Genomic DNA, 21330 nt, shown 5'->3' on the forward strand with positions numbered 1-21330 from the left:
AAATCGCTTACAGAATGTCTAGCAATTCGACTTCAAAAACCAACACTTCGTTGGGGCCGATCGCACCGGCACTTCCACGCTCGCCGTAAGCCAGATCGGAAGGGATGTAAAGCATCCACTTGCTACCGACCTTCATCTTCTGAAGCGCCATCGTCCAGCCCTTGATCACGCCGCCGACCGTGAACTCGGCCGGCTCGCCACGCTGCACGCTGCTATCGAACACTTCGCCATTGATTAGCTTTCCGGTGTAATGAACACGCACGGTGTCGGACTGGGTTGGCGTACCACCATCGCCTTCTTTGATGACTTTGTACTGAAGCCCGCCTTCGAGTTGCTTGACGCCTTCCTTTTGCGCGTTCTCTTTCAACCAAGCAACACCCTTTGCCTTGTTTTCCAAGGCTTGCTTCTTAATCTCGGCCGCCATCTCTTGGTGACGTGTGTTGAGCAATTTTTGCAGTGTCGTTTGGACAGCCACAAGTTCTTCGCGTGTCAGTTTCATGTCGCGACTTGCCAACGCATCGCTGACCCCGACCGTGAAAGACTCGGCGGTGAAGTCTTCGGCGCGGAGCCCTTGTTGAACCATTTGCTGCCCCATCGACAGCCCCAGGAAATAACCGACCTTGTCGGCAGGAGCATCTCCGACAGAAGCGTCGGCAGGTTGTTCATTGTCTTGTGCTTTGGTCATCATCGTCATCATGGAAAGCGCGACGAAAACCATCAGGCAACGTTGCATAGGATCTGTCCTCGATTCATCGCCGAAGATGTCCTGCCCTGAACGTCAAAACCAGGACTCGGCGCGGGGGTGGGGGTGGGACTGCCAAACGTCAATGTGGGGCGAATTCAGTGAGCTGGACGCGAGGTCCACACGTTTTTCCGGCAGCGAAACTTGCGTTTGAAGTAAAACGCGACGCAAAGAATGATACCAGTTATCGCTCGCAATGCACCATGGTATCCAAGAACGAGGGAAACACTGACTTACAATTCGGGGGGGAGTGAGAGCTTCGGATAAGGTGCATCCCTCGCCGCTTCCCATCGTGGGCTGACGTGGCTCGACGAATACTGAGTTTCTAGCAAAGACACACGTTTTAGCGATTGAAACAAACCGCCTTCCCTGACAGGGGGCAATTCGACACCAAAGCGGAGGAACCACCGGTTTGCCGTTGGATTTTGCTAAGCCAGGGTGTAGGCTTGACAGCGAGAAGGATCGTTTTCTGTCTCACCGGACCGATAGGAAGGTCAAACGAGACTGTCGAATCAGTCGCCCTCAGGAACGGCTTTCTGCAAACGGTTCGTCTGAACCCGCAAATCATCACGCCGCGTGATCGCCACACCGCACCATAGACGCGCGACGAAGGCCTGCAAAGGAATTCTGAAGCTAGCAACGCTCAGAACACTTCCGTAGGGATATGGGGTGAAGCGTTTTGTGATGTGAAGAGTGGCGGGCGAATCAAATCTTGGCTGAAATTGCCTTGAAACAATCCGACCACCCCGAAGATGGTTTGGGAGCCGGCCCAGCGACGGGCCCTCCCGGTCGCCGAAGCGTCAGCCCTCTGGCAAGCGATAGGGTGCAGGAAAACACACATCAATTTTTTGGACAGAGTTAGCAAGGCAGCTCTTTAAAGACTGAGCCCTGCAAAACTAGCGCATCATCTAGACCAAATGTTCGAGTTCGGTTCATCAGCCGACGGGCGTTAGCCCCGGCTATTGCACCGAAACCGTGGCTAACGCCATGCGGCTAATCCTCGTTTTAAAGATTGACGAAGCACTCGGGCATCAACAATCCACATGGACCTGTAGTCCAGACGGCGCCGGGCCAACGCCCACACCCAAACGCCGAACAGAACAACGCAAAGGGCAACACTAACCAATCCCCTTTGCCTTCACCTTTTTCGTTGCAACTTCTTTAAACGCAACGATCCATTCATGCATCACCGAAGACCAGATGCGTGACAATTATCAGACAACTTGTATGCAAAATTTTGAATCGATGGATTTGTTCCGTCCCCTTCAACGGGCCCTTTCGGAACTGAATTACAAACACCCCACTCCGATCCAAGCACAAGCGATCCCTCCGGCAATCGATGGCGTTGACATCTTGGGGTGCGCGAGCACCGGAACCGGAAAGACGGCTGCCTTCGCGATTCCAATCTTGGATTACCTCGGCTTCGAAAAACCGCGAGCCAAACCCAATCGCCCAACCGCGTTAGTGCTCGCCCCGACACGTGAACTGGCAATCCAGATCGGCGAAAGCTTCGATCGCTACGGCAAGCACATGAAGTTTCGCCAAACGTTGGTTTATGGTGGAATCAAACAAGGTTCACAAACGCGATCACTCGGCAAGGGGACCGATGTCCTGGTAGCAACACCCGGACGCCTCATTGATCTGATGGACCAAGGGCATGTCGACTTAAGCGACGTGCAAATTTTCGTTCTCGATGAAGCCGACCGGATGCTCGACATGGGTTTCCTCCCGGCGCTGAAACGAATCGTGACCAAGTTGCCCCGAGAGCGGCAGTCCATGTTCTTTTCGGCGACGTTGGCTCCAAAGATTCGTGAACTCGCGGCAACGTTTTTGTTCAACCCTGTCGCGGTCACTGTGCCTTCGAAGTCGATGACCGCAGACGGAGTCGATCAGACAATTCGTTTCATGCAAAAGGGCGATAAGTTCGCCGAACTGCAGTCGATTCTGAGTACCGACGATGTCGAACGTGCGATCGTGTTCACTCGAACTAAGCGTGGCGCCAATCGTTTGGTTCAAAAACTCGATCGACAAGGGATCACAGGCGCGGCCATTCACGGCAATAAATCTCAACAGTCCCGTCAGCGTGCACTTCAAGCATTCCGAGACAAACGGGTGAGCGCGTTGGTAGCGACCGACGTCGCTGCACGCGGGATCGACGTCCAAGGCGTCACTCACGTCATCAATTACGACATGCCGGTCGAACCAGAAAGCTACGTGCACCGCATCGGGCGAACCGGCCGCGCCGGGAAAACGGGCATCGCGATCTCGTTTTGCACTGAAGCAGAAATCGAAGAACTGCGGGCGATCAAGAAACTGATCGGATCGAATCTGCGTGTGGAAAACGAAGAACACATGCCGAAATCCCCGAAATCGTCATCAACGTCGAATAAGAAAAAATCGGCGAGAAACACTGGTTCAAGACATCACGGTTCAAGAAACACTGGCTCGGGGCAGAATCGTGGTACCACACAGAAAACGCGATCGAAGTCCAGGCGTAAGCCGCACGCGAAGCGCAAACCTGTGACCGCTTGATCGCATCGTTGATCGGGCACCAAAGACTCTTCGTCGCTTTCTGGGCGACGATACAGACTCTGGCATCATTGTTGCTCCCCAGCTTTGACAAACAATTGTCAACACAAGAGCAACAAGATGGCGACGAAACTGATTGATGAACGGCGAATCAAGGTCCTCAACGACCGATCGCCGGACGACACCAATGCGTACGTGCTGTATTGGATGCAGCACAGCCAACGGGCCGAACGCAACGAGGCACTCGAATTTGCGATCGGACGTGCCAACGAACATGGTGCCCCCCTCTGCGTCGGCTTCGGATTAACCGAAGACTACCCCGAGGGATCGCTGCGACACTTCCAGTTCATGCTCGAAGGATTGGCAGAAACCGCGGAGGCAATCCAACGGCGTAACGCCTGCTTCGTGTTGCGATTGGGTTCGCCCGACCAGGTCGCGATCGACCTCGCAAAGGAAGCGATTGAGGTGGTCACCGACCGCGGTTACCTTCGCCACCACCGCCAATGGCGTGAATCAGTCGCCAAAGAAATCGCGGTTCGACTGACTCAAGTCGAATGCGATCTGATTGTCCCGGTCGAGACGGCATCCACCAAACGGGAATACGCCGCCAGGACGATTCGGTCCAAGATCGAAGAACTGTCCGACGAGTTTCTTCATCAGCTCAGGACAACCCCCGTCGACAGGGAATGCCAATGCGGACCGCATGGCGAGTCACTCGACGACATCGATCGTTTACTTAAACAAATGAAGATTGATCGATCAGTTGATTCGCTCGATTGGATCGTAGGCGGCACCTCGGCGGCCCGGAAGCGTTTGAAACACTTCATCGAAGATCGCTTGACCGGCTATGAACGTGAACGTTCTGATCCGCTTGCCGCGCACGTCTCGACACTCAGTCCCTACCTGCACTTCGGGATGATCTCGCCCGTCGATGTCGCGATCGCGGTTCGTGATGCACGACAGCGACGCACTTCTGATATCGATAGCTATCTGGAAGAACTGATCGTTCGCCGCGAGCTAGCCCATAACTTCACCCACTACGCACGCGCGGATTACGACCAGTTTAGCTGCCTGCCCGATTGGGCGATCGAGACACTTCAGGATCATCGTGATGACGAACGCCCAACGATCTATACCGCCGACGAACTGGAACATTCACAGACAGACGACGAGATCTGGAATGCGGCGATGACTGAGGTCCGCGAGCACGGTTACTTGCACAATCAACTGCGAATGTATTGGGGCAAGCGATTCCTTGAATGGACGAATACGCCCGAGTATGCCTATCGCACTTTGCTGAGCTTAAACAACAAGTATTTTCTCGATGGTCGAGACGCGAACTCCTTCGCCAATGTGGGCTGGGTGTTTGGGCTGCATGATCGTGCATTCGGTGAACGTCCTATCTTTGGAAAAGTTCGTTATCTATCCAAAGATGGGATCGAGAAAAAATTCGACAGCGAAGCGTACGTCGCACAACTGGACTGAAACCGTAAGCCGAATGCGTTCGTGCCTCGCCACTCGGGGATCGGCGATAATGCTTGACTACTTTCTACTTTGTGACGAAAAGACCTGCGCGATTGGATTCGTCAACTTCAATATCGGAACGGCCACATGATTGACTTGCAATCCGACAAATGCGAACCGCGACGTCAATTTACGATCACGACCGCCGATGAGCGCGGCCTGCACTGCCGAACTTGGGCGGACGATCAATGCAAGTACGTTTTAATCGTCGTTCACGGGCTTGGCGAGCATAGTGGGTGCTACGACGAATTTGGCTCGGTCATGTGTGAACGCGGCATCGGGGTATACGCGTTTGATCTTCACGGTCACGGGAAGAGCCCCGGTGTCCGGGGACACGCGCCGTCACTGGATACGCTTGTCGACGACATAGAAGCCGTCTGCAACTACGTCAGCGAACAACACAATCGTGACGACTCAGGAGTCCAGGTGTCGATTCTCGGACACAGCATGGGAGGCCACTTGGTACTCCGATATGTACTCGATCAAGATCGATGCAACGTTGCTCGAGCGATCGTGACGAACCCGATGATCCTCCCCGACAACCCACCGACGAAAGCACAATCATTTGCGGCATGGCTGACTTCGAAGGTCATTCCACGCGTACGAATGTCAGCTGATATCGACCCGAGTGACCTTACTCAGGACGAAGATGTTTTGGTCAAGCTTGGCCGTGACCCACTGATGCACGAACAACTTTCGATTGGAATCGGTGGAGAACTCATGAGCAGTGGCCATCAAATGGTTGAAAACGCAAATGAACTTTCGATACCGCTATTGGTATTGCGTGGCGGGGACGACGACCTATGCGACGTCGAAACAACCGACGCGTTCTGCGATGCGGCAGGGACCCTGTGCGATAGCCACACTTTTGACGGGCTACGTCACTCGTTGCTATTGGAGAAAGAGCGTGAACAAGTGTTTGACTCAATCCAGCAGTGGCTACTTAAAAAATAGAATTTGAATTGACCATTGGCGTCAGCGACGGGCTAACGTACAAGGCACCAGTCTCGCTTTAAGCCCCTCAGGACATTCAGATTAAGCAGTGCCAGTCACTCGCTTTCGTAACGTTCGAGCGATTTATAGGAAACTGTGTGCAGTAACCGCTGAGCTTGATTGATTAACACCGAGTCCCCCGAGACGATAATTAGGTCATCGCCTTCTTGAACGGCACGTTCGTAGCGTGAAGCGACTCCGTGTTGCATTCCCCAGCTTTCAACGGCACTCGCCATCCCACCTCCAGCTGCTCCGGCGACCATTCCCGCGATCGGTCCAACGACCAACATAGGTCCAATCATCGTTGCGGTTCCGAGCGCTGCTCCGATCGTGCTTCCGGCGACGGTCGCACCAGCGGTTGTCGCGCCTGTCGGTGGAGAATCGGACGTCGAGTCTTTGACGTTTGCGGAAATGGCCTCCCGGACATCCGAACGTTTACGAACGACTGAGACCTCGTCGGTCGTAAAACCGGCTTTCTCTAAAACTTCGATTGCGGTCAAGAAATGGGATGGGTCGTTGTACTGTGCGACAACACATTGGTCACTCATCGATCAATCCTGCGGGATGAGAAGAGAAAACAGTCCAGGGCCTGGCACGTTCGGAAACGAAAATGAACATCGTGTGGCCTCACGGCCGGTAGATGTGGCAACCCACGTGCCAAATCCGTAGTCACCGGCTTACCGATTCATCACCACGCTCGCTTGACGGTCGTGGGGGAAGCTGTACATCGCTGATTCTGCGTGCTGCCACTGTCACCGCCGATCAGTGAACCCGCATTTTTAGCCTTAGTCGATCCCATGTTGTTCTAGAAAATCATCTGGAATCGAATCAGTCATACGTCCCACCAGACCATAGTAAAACAACTGCGTCCCCTCCATTGATAGGCGATGACGGTAGAGTTCGAGATGATAGATATCGAGGTATTTCGAAAAAATCAACTCACGCACCAACTTCGAGAACCCGGTTTGTTCGGCGTGATCGAGAAAGCTAACCTTGATATTGAAGGCTAACCAGCCATCGGTGCGAACGAGCTTCATCGCGTTAAAGAAAGCTCGCGGTGGAATATCACCGAACCCCAATGCGGCGACGCAAGTCAGGCAATCGAATCGCCACTCGCGGAGCTCTGTTTCGGTCTGCGAGGCTAATTCAGTCAAATCTTCGACATAGTAATCATCGTAAACCGTCGATCGGTCACGGTAAGCGGCATCGCGTGCCTCCGGGATCAAGTCAACACCGACTAATCTTGCGACACCGTTCCTCTTTAAGACTTCTCCCATCATGCCGTTGCCGGCACCGAGGTCGATCACGCGCAGTTCACTGATTGGCTCGCGTACAGTATCGAGCGCTCCCTGCAGTAATTCGGCGACTTTCTCGGGAGAATTACAGCGCAACCGTTCGTAAAAAAGTTGCTCATAGAGACCGGGGCGTCGATAGATCTCAGCGTAGTCGTGAAATCGAAGACGTGTCGCGTGGTTGTCTTCGACCAAAGTGAAGAAGACTTCATCTTGTTGAAGTTGCTCTGAATTGTCAGGCGGAAACTGAATGCGGTAGTGTTGACTCATTCGAAAAATGGTTCGAGTGCGGCGGTTAAAGCGATACCGTGATTAAGGTTGAAAACTAATGCTTGCAAGCATTAATCGGCGTGATACAGAGAGCGATTGACATCAATAGCGAGCCGTTTCCAGGCCACCACCCGCAAGAAAACTCAATTGACGCCGAGTGTTCGTCTCAGCTCAATGTTTAGATTCGGCATATCAGCCGACAAAACCGTGGCCAAGCACATGCGGCTGATCTTTATTTCGAACGGTGACGGATCACTAACCCAGCCATGAACACCCCTGTGGTATCGTCCTCTTTTGACAACCTCGACGGATTCGCGGCGTCCACTTAAGACGAAGTTCACCAACGCCAGCGATCGAGGCCCTCGGTGCATTTAGATAATTCAACGATGGGGGGTGTAGGACGTAGCGTCGGCTTGTTGATGGTCAGATCATCGCCTTGCCCCATCGGTTGCATACTTACTCAGTCGCCTTCTGAACAAGTCGGCCAGCGCTATGCGCCACCAAAAAACTCGGGTGTGACACATCTGTTCATGGGCGAATGCCCCGCAGGTTGCGGCTTGACCGTAGCCGCGTTGCGATCGCAAATCGCGATGCACACTAGACAAACGAGTACGATTCTTCCGTCAACAATGCACACGACGGATCGACCATCCCAAACGTGGTTGCAGTTCACTGCGAGGTACCTCCAAGTCGCCTCCCTAACACGCACCGCATCTGACGCACGATGGCTTCGGCGATTTCGCTACCATCAATGGTTAACAAATTCTTATCGTTCCTCCAAATCTGACCATAACGATGTTCAACGCTTATGCCGCGAGTGACCCTGAAAGTCGACTAGAGAAATTTGAATATGACCCTGGGCCAATTGGCTTGGACGAGGTTGAGATCGCGGTCGAATTCTGCGGGGTTTGCCACAGTGATTTGAGTATGAAGCAGAACGACTGGGGCATGACCGAATATCCCTTCGTCGGTGGACACGAAGTGGTCGGGCGTATCGTGAACGTCGGCGAGAACGTCGAAGGACTTGAAGTGGACCAACGCGTCGGCGTCGGGTGGACCGCATCGTCTTGTCTACGCTGCGAACAGTGTCACAGTGGCTACCAGAATCGTTGCCCTGACTCCGTTGGGACGATCGTTGGACGTCACGGCGGCTTCGCCGATCGTTTGAGAGCCCAGTCGGATTGGGCGATTCCGATCCCTGAAGGCGTCGATCCCGTCGATTGCGGACCGTTGTTCTGTGGCGGCCTGACGGTGTTCAACCCCTTTGTGGAAAACCAAATCCTGCCGACCGCACGCGTCGCGGTGATCGGCATCGGTGGACTTGGACATATGGCACTACAGTTCGCGAACGCCTGGGGATGCGAGGTCACTGCATTCAGTACCTCACCTGACAAAGAAGAAGAAGCTCGCAAGATGGGCGCGCATCATTTTCTCAACTCACGGGATGAAGACGCGCTGCAATCAGTTGCCGGACGCTTTGACATGGTGCTCGACACGGTCAACGCTTCACTCAATTTCGATGCTTACATCAATACGCTCAGGCCCGGAGGAAAGCTGCACCTCGTCGGAGCGGTCGACAAAATCGAAGCAACGGTCTTCCCGATGATCGCCGGAGAAAAATCACTCGGAGGTTCACCGACCGGAAGTATCGTCCGGGCCAAAGAGATGTTGGAATTTTGTGCGCGTCACGAGATTAAACCGATGATCGAAACGTTCCCGATGAGTGACGTGAACGAAGCATTGCGGCATCTGGCCGAAGGCAAAGCGCGCTATCGGGTTGTTCTTAAGGCGGACTGGTGATGCGTCGACCATGAAGGATGACCGTTCGTCAGGATTCCGAAAACGGAATCCTGACGATGTGGTTCGCGATCACCTGGATCATCCTCGCTTCCCGGTGCGTCGGACCCGACGCGTGCGACAGTATTTGCTGCGATCGTTGATGAATCACACGATGTTTACCCTATGACTTCTTCGATTACGTGGCCGTGAACGTCGGTTAGCCGCATGTCACGCCCACTGAACCGAAAGGTTGATCTTGTATGGTCGACTCCCATCAAGTGCAACATTGTCGCGTGAAAGTCGTGCATCTCAACTCGGTTCTCAACCGCTTTGTAACCCCAATCGTCGGTCGCACCAAAAATGGTCCCGGCCTTTGTCCCGCCCCCGGCAAGCCAGACGCTAAACCCAAATTGATTGTGATCGCGACCGTTTTTGCCTTGGGCAAACGGCGTTCGCCCGAACTCGCCGGCCCAAACGACTAGCGTTTCGTCGAGCAGACCACGTTGACGAAGATCCTTCAACAGCGCCGCGATCGGTTGGTCGACGGCACGGGCATTGTTCTCGTGCCCCGCCTTCAGATTGGAATGCTGATCCCAACGGTCGCCACCCACCTGCGGGCACGTCAATTCGACAAAGCGGACTCCTCTTTCGATCATTCGCCGCGCGATCAAACACTGTGCCGCGTAAATCTTTGTCGGCTCATATTTCGCTTCCATGCCATACATCTTTTTCAGATAAGCCGGCTCGTCGGCCAGTGACATCACGTCGGGGACGGCCATCTGCATCTGATAAGCAAGCTCGTAGTTGCGAATCGCCGATTCAAGGCTGTCATGCTTGCCGAACTGCTTTGTCGCCAAGCCATCGAGCTGACTGATCAAATCCAACTTGGAACGCTGTTCGGCGACAGAAGATTCGGTCCGTTGAATGTTCGCGACACCTGTTCCCGACGGCTTGAAGACCGAACCTTGATAACTTGCCGGAAGAAAACCGCTACCGAAACAATCCAGGCCACCCGGAGGAATTAAACCACCGTTGAGCACAACAAATCCCGGGAGCTCCTGGCATTCACTTCCGAGACCATAATTCACCCAAGCTCCCATGCTGGGACGGCCTTGCAGGCCGCTGCCCGTATGCAAGAAATAGTTTGCGAATGTATGCTCTGGAAAACCTGATGTCATCGAACGAATGACGGCTAATTCATCGACACATTCTGCGACGTGTGGAAATAAGTCGCTAACGGGAATACCGGATTGACCGTATTGCTTGAATTTCCAAGGACTGGCCAATACCGTGCCGTTGTTGTTGAACTGCGTCGGCTCGACATCGAATAGATCCCCCGGATCTTTGCCGTTGAATTTGTCCAGCATCGGCTTGGGATCAAAGGTATCGACCTGGGATGGCCCGCCGTCCATGTACAAGAAGATGACGTTCTTGGCACGGACTTGGTGATGGGGGCCATGACCGGCAAGTTGATCGCCGGTCCCCAGCGCAGCGTCCGGTGTCAGTTCGGCAAACGCCGGATCGGTTTGCAACGCCGCCAGCGCGACGGCACCAAACCCGCCTGCACATTGAGTCAACATTTGCCGACGTGAAAGCGGAGGCCCCGCATGTCGCTGGCAAGGATAGAAGTGTCGAGGGATCATCGGAGAAAAATAAACTCCTTCGTGTTTACGATCACATGGGCAAGCTTCGCCCACAGCTCGGGATTCTCGGCCGCGCAGCCGTGCTCGTTCGCCTGAGACATGAGATAAGCCAGTGCGGTCTGCGTTTCCTGCTGAGTGGGCTGGCGCCCGAACGCGGACAAGTACATCCATTCGATTCGTTCGCCGGCTGCTTCGGTTCCGATTTCTGGGACCTCGTTGAGCGCTCGATCACCCCACTTGGCGGCCAAAGAAACGACCAGCGGGTTGTTCATCATGATCAGCGCCTGAGCCGGCACGTTGGAAACATTCCTACGTCCCATCGAACTAAACGGGACAGGCGTATCGAAGGCCAACATAAAGGGTGACAGGAAGTTCCTCCGCACCGCGGTATAAATCGATCGACGCCCGTCTCCATCCATGGGGCCACTTTTTCCGGGACGACCACGACCGTCCATGAACGACGTCAAATGAATCGGTACCGGAGGCCCGTACATCCGAACATTCAATTGTCCGGAGATCGCCAGAAGCGAATCACGAATCGCCTCCCCTTCAAGTCGCTGCGGCGGTCGATGATGCCAAAGCAAGTTATTCGGATCTGCAGCAACGGCTTGCGGGTCAGCTAAACTTGACATGCGATAGGTCCGCGACAACACGATCGACTTGATAATAGACTTGAGACTTTGCCCGTCATCGGCGAACTTGGTTGCCAGGTGATCGAGCAACGCCGGATGTGTTGGACGCTGACCTAAGACGCCAAAATCATCGACTGTCGAGACAATTCCACGCCCCATCAATTGATGCCAGACACGGTTAACGATCACGCGAGACGTGAGTGGATTGGTGGGATCATTGATCGCTTGGGCTAGTTCCAATCGCCCGCTACCGACTTTGATCTTCATCGGCTCATCACCCGACAACGCCGTCAAGAAATGACGCGGTTCCAGATCACCGGGTTTGGATGCGTTTCCACGAATTAAAATACGATCGTCTTCGCCGGTCCCGTCGAGCATCGCGGGAGCTACCCGTGAACGACGAACAATTTGTTTGGCGAGCTGACGACGTGCCAGATCCCATTCTTTGATGATTTGACGCGCTACCGGGTCGCCTTCGGCCTGCTCAATGGCTGTCTTGAAGACGATTTGATCAAGCCCCACGTTTCCCCAGCCACCGGTGTGACGGTCAACCACTTGAAGCCTTGCGCTGTTGCCGCGAAAAGCACGCACGTCCCAACGCCGCAGTGACATCTGGTTGCGATTGTCACCGGTTGCCGACAAAACCACTTTTCCGTCGATCAAAAGATTGACGCACGTTTCGCCGGGATAAGCTCCACCCCCGATTAAGAATTCGATCTCGTCGAAATCGATCGTAAAATCTTCGGAAGTCAGCGTCCCAGTCAATTCGTCGCCACGACGGATGTCACCTCCCGGTCGAATGTCATGCGAGTTCACAAAGTAGACGCCCTTGCCATTGATTCGGCCTTGGTACTTGGCGATCGTCTCCAGAGTCTGAGGAGTCGTGCCAAACGCGTCACCTTCGACCGTCCATCCCTCATAGGTTCCCGATTCAAAATCGGAGAACACTCGCGATTCAAATTTGACACGCTGATTCAAGATCGCTTCGGCGGCATCGGCGAACGCTTTCATTGGTGCGTCATATTCGGATAACTTTCGATCCAGTTCGTCGATTCCGGCTTTATCTAGTCCCTGGGTGACCAACCGAACAGACAACGACGCGTCTTGCTCCGGCACAAATTCCAAGTGCAGTCGATGTCCGACGTAGCGATCCAGATCCAGCTTGACCCAACGCTGTCCGGGTTTGATCGGCCGGATCGTTTCACCATGAAGTGGACCGGCAACCAGCCGATGTGAATCAACACAGGCGACCACCCAACCGGCTCCATCGACTCGGCAATGGACCTTGCCGTGTTCTAGTTCAAACGTCGGCGTCCGAAGCGTTCTCCCGCTCTTGGGGAGCTTTGCGACGGCGCTCATATTCTTCACGCCTCCCTCGGAAACCGATTCCAATCCCGACCAAATGGAATCGTTGACGGCTGCGGAAAAGATCGAGACTTCAATTTCGGGCTCTGCGACCGATGTTCCCTTGGCTTTCCCTTCCATTTGCTTGATCGACGGAGTGCCCGCTCGTCGCGGCTGATCGCCATACAGATAGCCGTCTTGCAGAAATTCCCATCGTTGAATGTCGGCATAGTCCACCAGAATCGCCGGATGCTCGAACACATCGGCAGTCGACGGGGGACGAAGATCGTGCTCGGCCAAGACATCCATCAACTGACGGCGGTAGCGTTCATCGACTTTGGCCAAACGCTCTGCCACCTCGCCGTTCTGCTCCATCGATTCGAATCGGACTTGACGGTAATCGCTACTCTGCAAAAACCCGGAAAGCGAGTAGTAGTCAGCCGTCGAGATCGCATCAAACTTGTGATCATGACACCGAGCGCACGCGACAGTTACGCCAAGAAATGTCTTGGACATAACATCGATCATATTGTCAAAACGATCCGCTTCGTCTTTGCGAACATCGACCGGAGAATGCACCCATTCACCGAGGTACCAAAACCCGGTTCCTAAAACCGATTCGTTTGCGCCGGTTTCCGGATGCAAACGTGGGTCGGGCAATAGGTCACCGGCAAGATGTTCTCGCACCAGCTGGTCGTAGGGAACGTCCGCGTTGAATGCCCGGATCAAATAGTCCCGGTACTGAAATGCGTTCGGGATGTCGTTGTCAAATTCGTGACCACGAGATTCGGCATAGCGAACCGAATCCATCCAGTGGCGTGCCCAGCGTTCGCCAAAGTGATCCGATGCCAGCATCTGATCAACCACTCGTTCATAAGCACCTGGCGATTGGTCGGCGAGAAACGCTTTGACTTGATCGGGTGTGGGAGGCAACCCGGTCAAATCAAATGCGAGTCGCCGCAGCAGCGCGGATCGATCGGCGTCGGCGGCCGGCTTCAGTCCAGCCGCTTCGAGCTTAGATAGGATGTAGTGATCGGCATCGGTGATCGGCCAATCCGAATCGTTAACCATGGGAGGATCGGTTACTTCGATCGGTTGCCAGACCCAGAAGTCCGATCGACGTTCTTCAAGATCAAATGCCTCGCGCTGCACCTTGGCTGTCGGACCTGCTTCGTCGGGCCATGGGGCACCGAGGTTGACCCAACGCGTCAGCACTTCGATTTCGTGATCGGGAAGTTGCCCTTTGGGCGGCATCTCGTAGGATTCAAATCGAACCGCTTCGATCAGTAGACTCTGGTCAGCATCGCCAGGGATCACTGCCGCCCCCGAGTCACCTCCGTGAATCATCGCCGCACGGCTATCGAGCGTTAGTCCGGCTTCAAGGCGATCGGCATCAACGCTGTGACACTCATAGCAGTGCTTAATCAATAGCGGCCGCACCTCCTTTTCGAAGAACTCAAGCTGTTCGGGTGTGGCCCGAAAATCAACGTTGCTTGTCTCAGCCGTCTCATCATCGGCGACCAGCAGCGGAGCCATGGTGCCGATCGAAAGCCAAGCGAGCGTGAGAAGCAACGAACCACGATCTAGTAGGCGTTGGTAATCAAACATAGACTTCCGCGTAGAATGAACTGCGACATCTTCGAAGCTGAAGCGACGATAAAGATTATAAAGCGATTATCGTCCAGACGCGTTTACTGTCGAGGATAATCTGCGACACTGGGATAACGATTTGCGACACCACGCAAGTCCTCGTCGTCCCACCCCACCGCTTCCCCCATGCCCCGAAAAGTCAAAACCCGCCGAAAGGTTGCACTTTTGATCGAAACCTCTCGGTCCTACGGGAGAGGCGTATTGCGGGGAATTGCCCGGTTTGCCCGGACGCGAAGCCATTGGTCGCTACTGCACCAAGAAATGACCATTGACGTTTCGCTGCCCGACTGGATGAAGGAAACCGCCATCAGCGGGGTCATCGGACGGATCAGCCCTCGCAACGTCGACTCACTACGGAAACTAAATGTTCCTTGCGTCGATGTCCGCTGTAGCCACCGCTTTGAAGGGATCCCACAAGTCGAGACCGACGACGCGAAGGTCGCCGAGCTTGCGTTTGAGCATTTGAGAGAACGAGGTTTCCGCCGCTTTGCATTTTGTGGGTTCCAACACGCACATTACTCCCTCGCACGGCTCGATCGATTGCGGCAACTCGCACATGCGGCCGGCCTACCTCTGGATGCTTACCAGACTGCGAATATTCCGGGCGCCCCGACAACCATTTTAGAGCAAACCGATGCGGCGGAAATGAAACGGATCTCCCGCTGGCTTCGATCGCTCGCCCCTCCGACGGGCTTGTTTGTCTGCAATGACATCCGCGGCCAGCAGGTTCTGAACGCCTGCCGCGACCTTGGTATTGCCGTTCCCGACGATATCGGTGTGATCGGCGTTGATGACGATGACGCGATTTGTCCGCTGAGCGATCCACCGCTTTCGAGCATCCGTCCGGCTTCGGAACAAATCGGTTATCGGGCAGCCGAGATTCTTGATGCGATGATGAACGGGCACACGGCACCTCATAAAACAGAGTTCGTCGCTCCTAAAGAAGTGGTCCAGCGATTGTCCACCCAAGTCATCGCGGTGGAGGATCGTGAAATCGCGCGCGTCTGTCGCTTTATTCGTGAACACGCTTGTGACGGGATCGACGTTCACGATGTCGCCGAATTCACCACGCTCTCCAGACGTCAATTGGAGCGTCGCTTTCAATCCGAGTTATCGCGTACGCCACATCAAGAAATCACCAACATCCAGGTCGCCAGGGTGCGACGCTTGCTCTATGAGACCAACATGACCCTCGAGCAAATCGCTCCGCTGGCAGGCTACCGGCACAAAGAAAGCTTAAGCGCCGTTTTCAAACGAGAAACGGGTCAAACCCCCGGTGAATTTCGACGCGAACAAATGGGGCACGACTCCGCTGACATCGAACGAAACGCATAAGAACTCTGTTTCGATTCAACGACCTGCGTTCAATGGAGACAGGGCGATCCCATCGATGCTCTCGCGAAGTCTGACAAGGTGATTATGATGCCATACTTGCATCGAAGAGGCGTGAACTTCGCCTGGATCACCTGAGCCCCAATGAAGGTTGGGGGGGGCGGCGGCGGGAGCCGCCAAGCCTTTCGGTGATTCGGTAGAACAAACGAGCTAGCTTCGTTAATCCCCGAATTCAAGAATTAGGCAAATGGCGATGGCCCGGTTGTGTCGCAACAACTGCGCTAATGCCCGTCAGTTGATGATTGCCCGACGCAACTCATCTGGACGAATCACTCATGTCCATCGGCCGATACTTGCTTACCAGCTGATTCAAATCCCGCTGAAATCAATACCGACGAGCAACGTTACATCAAATCATGAAATCGTTTTCCGGGCTCGCATTTGAACGCGTCGTGGTGATCAACCTTCGCCGTGAGCCTGAACGACTCGCCCGTTTCTATGACCGACTCCCGGACGACTGGCCCTTTGAAGCCCCGGTCCCATTCGAAGCACTCGACGGAACCAACCTGACGATTCCCAATTGGTGGCAAGTCGGCCTATCAGCTTGGGGCTGCTTCCAATCGCATTTGCGAGTGATTGAATCGGCTTTAAATGATCGAGTGGACTCGATCTTGATCCTCGAAGATGATGCCGAATTTTGCCTCGACTTTAGTGAATCACTTCGGCCATTCGCAGATCACGTCCCCGGGGACTGGGAATGGATCTACTTAGGCGGACAACACCTACACTACCACGAAGCCTTCCCGGTTCGAGTTTGCCCTCACGTCTACCGTCCACATAACGTTCATCGCACACATGCGTATGGGCTGCGCGGACGACGTGTGATGGAAATGATTTATCGGCATCTGCTTGAACGCGACCATTGGGGCGAACATCACCACGTGGATCATCGACTCGGTGAACTGCATTCACCATTTGAAGGTGGCTTGTATGTCCCCGAACACTGGCTGATAGGACAGGCCGCTGGTTTTAGCAACATCCGCATGAAGGAAGTCGAAGCGACACAGTTCGTCAGCGCCGCCGACTTATTGGAGCCACAACGTCTCCATCCGGTCGTCCCCGTCGTTGGGTCTGACTCGCGAACGCGGAATACAGTTGCCGCGATCTTGCACCACCTCGGAGTTTCGATGGGTAACGCCAAGCTCGGCTCTCGCCCCTGGGAGCACGAATCGGCGATTGCCGCACCGGCGCTCGATCAACTTTTTGACCATCTTTACTCGCAGCCCTGGTGGATCGAAAAAACAAACGGTCACCATCGCATCGGCTCCCTTCGGTTTTGGGCAGCAAAGCGAGGTCGGTCGGCGAAGCAAAACATTTCGATGATCGGTGCGACCCATCCGTTACTCGCGATTCTAGCCAAGGAGATCGACGAAGCGTGGAACCCTGAGTTGATCGTGATCGCAGATCCTTTAATGCCCAACCAAGACTCTGATGACGGTTCCATTCGTCGACAACAGTTAATGATGGCGAACGGTCTGAAGCAATTCGCTGATCGATCCGCCGATCGGATCATTCACTGTGACCTCCGGCAGGAAACAAATCTGACGAAGACGATCGAAATGCTAATCGCCCGCTTAAAGCTTCGACCAACAGCAGAACAGATCGAAAATGCCACCCGGATGCTAAATGACTTTTATGATGCGATCGGCAAACCTACGTAGCATCATTTCAAATCGTTACCGAACATCCACCTGCGTCTGGCAACTCATTGAAGGTTCATTGATTCAGTTCGGAAACCGCACGTCTGTGCCATTCGGCCGTGCGTCGCTAGCACACTTCAGCCCCCGAAGTTTTTGGCTTACGGAATGCCATGACAAATTTGCTTCCGAGTGAATCACCGAACAGCCGGCGACATCATTCACGTTTCCCCTGAAATCACCGTCGCAATTGAGTTTCTATCGGCACTGGGGGAAGGCTAGCCGGAAACTGCCCCGCGTACGCCCCGATTCTCCTCGCTTTAGGACTGCTAAACAACACGTTTGGCACCGTGCGTGCAACACCGTCGTTGTGTTGCGCGGTGGCAAGGTTGCCAAGTCGCACGGGTGTAACTTTGCTATCACAAGCTCGAATCTTTGGAATCTATCCGAAAATTGATGCGTTCAATTTCGCAGACGAATGTGACAGATCCGCCAATGGGCATAACCCCGGCAAGTACAAATCAACCGTAGCTAAAAGCACGCGGCTAGTCCACAAGAGCTACTGCAAACATGGCATTAGCTGTGAGCCCGCGGTTCGCCGAGGTTTGCGAAATCAGGGGTGACATTCATGCGGTCGGACCAACGGTTTTCGGATGGCTTCTTGGTGAGAACCGAAGCCTTTATCAATCGATGACGGTTCGCTGTCGGCTATAATCAGTCGTCGTGGACTTGTTTTTGCGAAGCGGTTGTTGGCGATTGCCACGTATGGAGAACCGGCTGGAGCTCTATGCTGGTAGCCAGCTTCGTGTTCGCTGTGAACTAGCAAAAAGGTGAGTACCATGTGCCTGACCATTTCAAGCCCTGCGTTTTTTAACGGGGCAACGATGCCGGAAAAGTACACGGGCAACGGCGAGAACGTTTCGCCTCCCCTGCGTTGGAGAGGCTTGCCCGAAGGAACCCAAGAACTGGCGATCGTTTGCGAAGACCCCGATGCATCATCGCGGGAAGTGAGCGTTCGTTGGCTGGTCTATAAAATTCCACCGGAAGTGACTGAGTTACCAGAACATTTGCCGTCGGAATCAAGCCCAGGATCTCCGGTTCATGTATTACAAGGACGCCATTCATGGCCATCGGGCCCAAAGCTGGGTTACCGAGGGCCGATGTCGCCTCCCGAACGCGAGACGCACCACTATCGATTCAAGCTTTATGCGTTAAGTAAAAAGCTTGACCTCAAAGCAGGTGCGGATCGTGACACGCTGGATGCGGCCATGGATGGCCATATCCTTGCCGAATCAGAGTTGATCGGGACGTACGGCTAAGCTCCGAGCCGACGCCCCTTTTGTCTCTTCGATTCTCAATCGAAGATCGTTAAAACACTTGATCGGCGAGAGAGACAAACGCAAAGGTGCCCGACTGAAATGTGCTCGCGCCTCCTTGGCTGAAGCGAACCATCCCGTTTGGGCCAATTAGATGCGACTGCATGGGGACCTGTACTACTCCGCTGTCGAGGAACAACGACAGGTGACTGTCGACTTGTCGGTCAACTTGTTCGCGGGAGAAAAAGACCGCTTGGCACTGAAACTCTTTGGTCGTAACCGGCTTCTTGGTATGAAAGATTGAAAAGTGCCCGTTGAACTTCGTCGGAATCGGACGTGGTTTCGCGATCGGGCGACGTTCAAGGTAGTAGACGCTGGCAAAGTTGTGCGGTACCGAGCGGATTTCGAAATAGTAATCGTGATTGCTGGCACCAAATGACTCACGCGAATTTTCTCGCATGATGATGAACTTGGTCGACCGTGGTTCGGCTCGGCGCGTCGGCTGGGGGGGTAATTCCAGGTTAGGGAAAGAATACAGAACCAGTCGTTTGAAAGTCCACTTTGCTGGCTCGACCAACCCATCTGCGGCGTGCCAGCCGAAGTGATGAATTTGGAATCGCTCGATCGCGTCGACTGTTTTTCGGCCGCAGATCCCGTCCGACTTGAGCGGCACCGGTGAACCTCCGTCGTCCAAGGGAACGAGGTTCATTGCGTTCTGAATTACGACCGTATCGGCAAACTGATTGACACCTCGGCGGCCAACCGATGCACGAATAGAAAGAGTCACCGCTGGCTTTCCCGACGGACGTAGAGTGGTTCAAAGAACGTGCTTGCTCGCCTGCCCGAAGTACAACGATCGGCGTCTAAAACAACGCCAGACTTTAGACCTCAGACAGGCGACCTCAAACAAGCGGATCCTAGACAAACATTCTAACGTTCGTGCGGTTGCCTGTGCGACAACCGTCGCATAAACGAGCTAGTTCGTTGAACCGTTCACGTCGCCCCATCGGGGCTTAGACGTCCGAGGGTTTGGGAACTTCGAAACCGTCGCGGTACTGACGCGTGAGCATCGCATTTGCCGCATCGTTATCAGAAAACCGTTCGGCTTTGGGATCAAAGTTCAATACGGGCCCCAGCGACAATGGTTCTGATTCTGGTTTCACGCCGTTGTCGCGAAGATGGCGCAAGGTGCGGTCGAGTGTTTCCGCATCGTTGTCATTGGAATCGAACGCCTCGACCGCTTGCTTGATCTCGTCGGGCGTCGCGTGGTCGTCTTGGCCGACGTAGTACGCGATGTTTCCGAGGTGTGCGATCGAAGCGGACAAGTGACCACACATCGCATCGGCGTGTAACGACGAGGCATCACGTGAGACGACCGAGTCGACGAAGTTGCTCATGTGAACGCTGTTCAAGTCACCGTCCTTTTCGGTGCTGTGCTTGAACTCACGAACGAGCTTCATGTCTTTGTCGAAGACGGCACCGTTTTCGTATCGCGGTCCTTGAATCGCGTAGCCTTCGCTGCCATAGAAGATCACGCCGATTCGATTACCGCGATTGCTACCGAACAACTTGTTGATCTCTTCGTCCGCACTGTTGTCGACGCTCAAACCACGAGTTTCAAACACGATCGTCTTGTCGCCATAGTTGTAAATTGACACCTGCGTGTTGGCCGTATCTCCCGCGTCGACGTAATCGGGATCCTTTCGTTCGGCTTTGTAGCCCAACCGTCCGGCGTAGGTCAGAACCGATTCCGGATGCCGCTCCAGTCCCAATCCCCAGCGAGCCACGTCGGTTTGGTGTGGACCTTGATTTCCGGAGTCACCGTTGCCGTAGTGTCGTTGCCAGTGCCAGTCATAATGGAATCGTTGGCGGGTCACCTTCGGATCGGTGTACGTTGCCGGGCCGCTCCAAAGATTGAAGTCAACGTTCTCGGGAACCGGATAATCGCCGAGCGCGCCGATGGACTTCCGACGCTTGTAACACAACCCGCGGGCGAGTTTGACTTCGCCGATCCCGCCGCCTTGAATAAAGTCAACCAGATCGATCACGCCTTTGCTACTTCGGCATTGGGTTCCGGTTTGGAACATGCGTTGGTGCCGTTTGGCCGCTTCGACCAGCGAGCGGCCTTCCATCACGTTATGGCTGATTGGCTTTTCGATGTAGACGTCTTTGCCGGCTTGCATCGCCCAAACGCCCATCAATGCATGCCAGTGGTTGGGCGTCGCGGCGGTCACGATCTGCAAGTCATCCGATTGCAGCATTTCGCGAAAATCACTGAAAATCTTCGGAGCCTTGCCGTACTTTTTCTTGATGTCTTCGGCGGCACGCTCGGCGACCTTGGTATCGATGTCAACAATCGCGCGAATCTCACACCGCGAATCGGCTCCGAAACCAGCCACGTGCGAACGTCCACGGCTATTTAAACCGGCGACAACGACGCCAAGTTTTTCGTTCGGATTGTCAGACGCTTTAGCGGCAAGACTTGAATGAACACCAAACGAAATACCGGCGAGCGTAGCAGCCGAGGCAGAAGTAAACTGGCGACGATTCAGACGAGTCATTTCGGTGGGACTCCCGGACGGGAAAA

General features: G+C 54.3%; 14 protein-coding genes. 7 read left to right on the plus strand and 7 right to left on the minus strand.

Going from position 1 to position 21330, the window contains the following annotated elements; translation table 11 throughout:
- Positions 1-7: 7 nt before the first annotated feature.
- Positions 8-733, minus strand: a complete 726-nt coding sequence (locus FYC48_RS02355; RefSeq protein WP_390622099.1) for an FKBP-type peptidyl-prolyl cis-trans isomerase — start codon at positions 731-733, stop codon at positions 8-10.
- Between the two features lie 1209 nt (positions 734-1942).
- On the opposite strand from FYC48_RS02355, the gene FYC48_RS02360 reads away from it, so the two are divergent.
- The 3 genes from FYC48_RS02360 to FYC48_RS02370 all read left to right on the plus strand — a co-directional run bounded on the left by FYC48_RS02360 (position 1943) and on the right by FYC48_RS02370 (position 5749).
- Positions 1943-3274, plus strand: a complete 1332-nt coding sequence (locus FYC48_RS02360; protein WP_235034031.1) for a DEAD/DEAH box helicase — start codon at positions 1943-1945, stop codon at positions 3272-3274.
- Between the two features lie 117 nt (positions 3275-3391).
- Entirely contained in the window at positions 3392-4756 is a 1365-nt protein-coding gene (locus FYC48_RS02365) for a deoxyribodipyrimidine photo-lyase (RefSeq protein WP_149495078.1), read from the plus strand.
- A gap of 126 nt (positions 4757-4882) precedes the next feature.
- Positions 4883-5749 (plus strand): alpha/beta hydrolase, encoded by an 867-nt coding sequence (locus FYC48_RS02370; RefSeq protein WP_149495079.1) that lies wholly within the window; start codon positions 4883-4885, stop codon positions 5747-5749.
- 95 nt (positions 5750-5844) lie between these two features.
- Here the strand turns inward: FYC48_RS02370 and FYC48_RS02375 are convergent, their stop codons facing one another.
- Positions 5845-6336, minus strand: a complete 492-nt coding sequence (locus tag FYC48_RS02375; protein WP_149495080.1) for a DUF1269 domain-containing protein — start codon at positions 6334-6336, stop codon at positions 5845-5847.
- Positions 6337-6573: 237 nt separating this feature from the next.
- Positions 6574-7350, minus strand: coding sequence for a class I SAM-dependent DNA methyltransferase (locus FYC48_RS02380; protein WP_149495081.1), 777 nt, complete (start codon positions 7348-7350; stop codon positions 6574-6576).
- Between the two features lie 795 nt (positions 7351-8145).
- On the opposite strand from FYC48_RS02380, the gene ahr reads away from it, so the two are divergent.
- Complete coding sequence (ahr, locus tag FYC48_RS02385; RefSeq protein ID WP_149495082.1) at positions 8146-9150, plus strand: NADPH-dependent aldehyde reductase Ahr; 1005 nt, start codon at positions 8146-8148, stop codon at positions 9148-9150.
- Positions 9151-9305: 155 nt separating this feature from the next.
- Here the strand turns inward: ahr and FYC48_RS02390 are convergent, their stop codons facing one another.
- Positions 9306-10709, minus strand: coding sequence for a DUF1501 domain-containing protein (locus FYC48_RS02390; RefSeq protein WP_149495083.1), 1404 nt, complete (start codon positions 10707-10709; stop codon positions 9306-9308).
- Between the two features lie 59 nt (positions 10710-10768).
- On the minus strand, positions 10769-14356 hold the full coding sequence (locus FYC48_RS28245) for a PSD1 and planctomycete cytochrome C domain-containing protein (RefSeq protein WP_235034032.1): 3588 nt from the start codon (positions 14354-14356) through the stop codon (positions 10769-10771).
- A 168-nt stretch (positions 14357-14524) separates the two neighbouring features.
- Here FYC48_RS28245 and FYC48_RS02405 point away from each other — a divergent pair, with 168 nt between their 5' ends.
- The 3 genes from FYC48_RS02405 to FYC48_RS02415 all read left to right on the plus strand — a co-directional run bounded on the left by FYC48_RS02405 (position 14525) and on the right by FYC48_RS02415 (position 18746).
- The gene (locus tag FYC48_RS02405; protein WP_149495084.1) at positions 14525-15733 is read left to right on the plus strand and encodes an AraC family transcriptional regulator; all 1209 of its coding nucleotides are present in this window, start codon (positions 14525-14527) and stop codon (positions 15731-15733) included.
- Between the two features lie 413 nt (positions 15734-16146).
- Complete coding sequence (locus FYC48_RS02410; protein ID WP_149495085.1) at positions 16147-17451, plus strand: glycosyltransferase family 25 protein; 1305 nt, start codon at positions 16147-16149, stop codon at positions 17449-17451.
- 860 nt (positions 17452-18311) lie between these two features.
- Positions 18312-18746 carry a YbhB/YbcL family Raf kinase inhibitor-like protein gene (locus FYC48_RS02415; protein ID WP_160149284.1) on the plus strand — a complete coding sequence of 145 codons (435 nt, stop codon included), beginning with the start codon at positions 18312-18314 and terminating at the stop codon, positions 18744-18746.
- A 49-nt stretch (positions 18747-18795) separates the two neighbouring features.
- Here FYC48_RS02415 and FYC48_RS02420 read toward each other — a convergent pair whose 3' ends face one another.
- Both FYC48_RS02420 and FYC48_RS02425 read right to left on the minus strand, forming a co-directional pair.
- Positions 18796-19452: a hypothetical protein gene (locus FYC48_RS02420; protein WP_160149285.1), complete on the minus strand. Its 657-nt coding sequence runs from the start codon at positions 19450-19452 to the stop codon at positions 18796-18798.
- Positions 19453-19756: 304 nt separating this feature from the next.
- Positions 19757-21304: a Gfo/Idh/MocA family protein gene (locus tag FYC48_RS02425; protein ID WP_149495088.1), complete on the minus strand. Its 1548-nt coding sequence runs from the start codon at positions 21302-21304 to the stop codon at positions 19757-19759.
- Positions 21305-21330 lie beyond the last annotated feature (26 nt).

The organism is Roseiconus lacunae (assembly GCF_008312935.1).
GTDB classification, from domain to species: domain Bacteria; phylum Planctomycetota; class Planctomycetia; order Pirellulales; family Pirellulaceae; genus Stieleria; species Stieleria lacunae.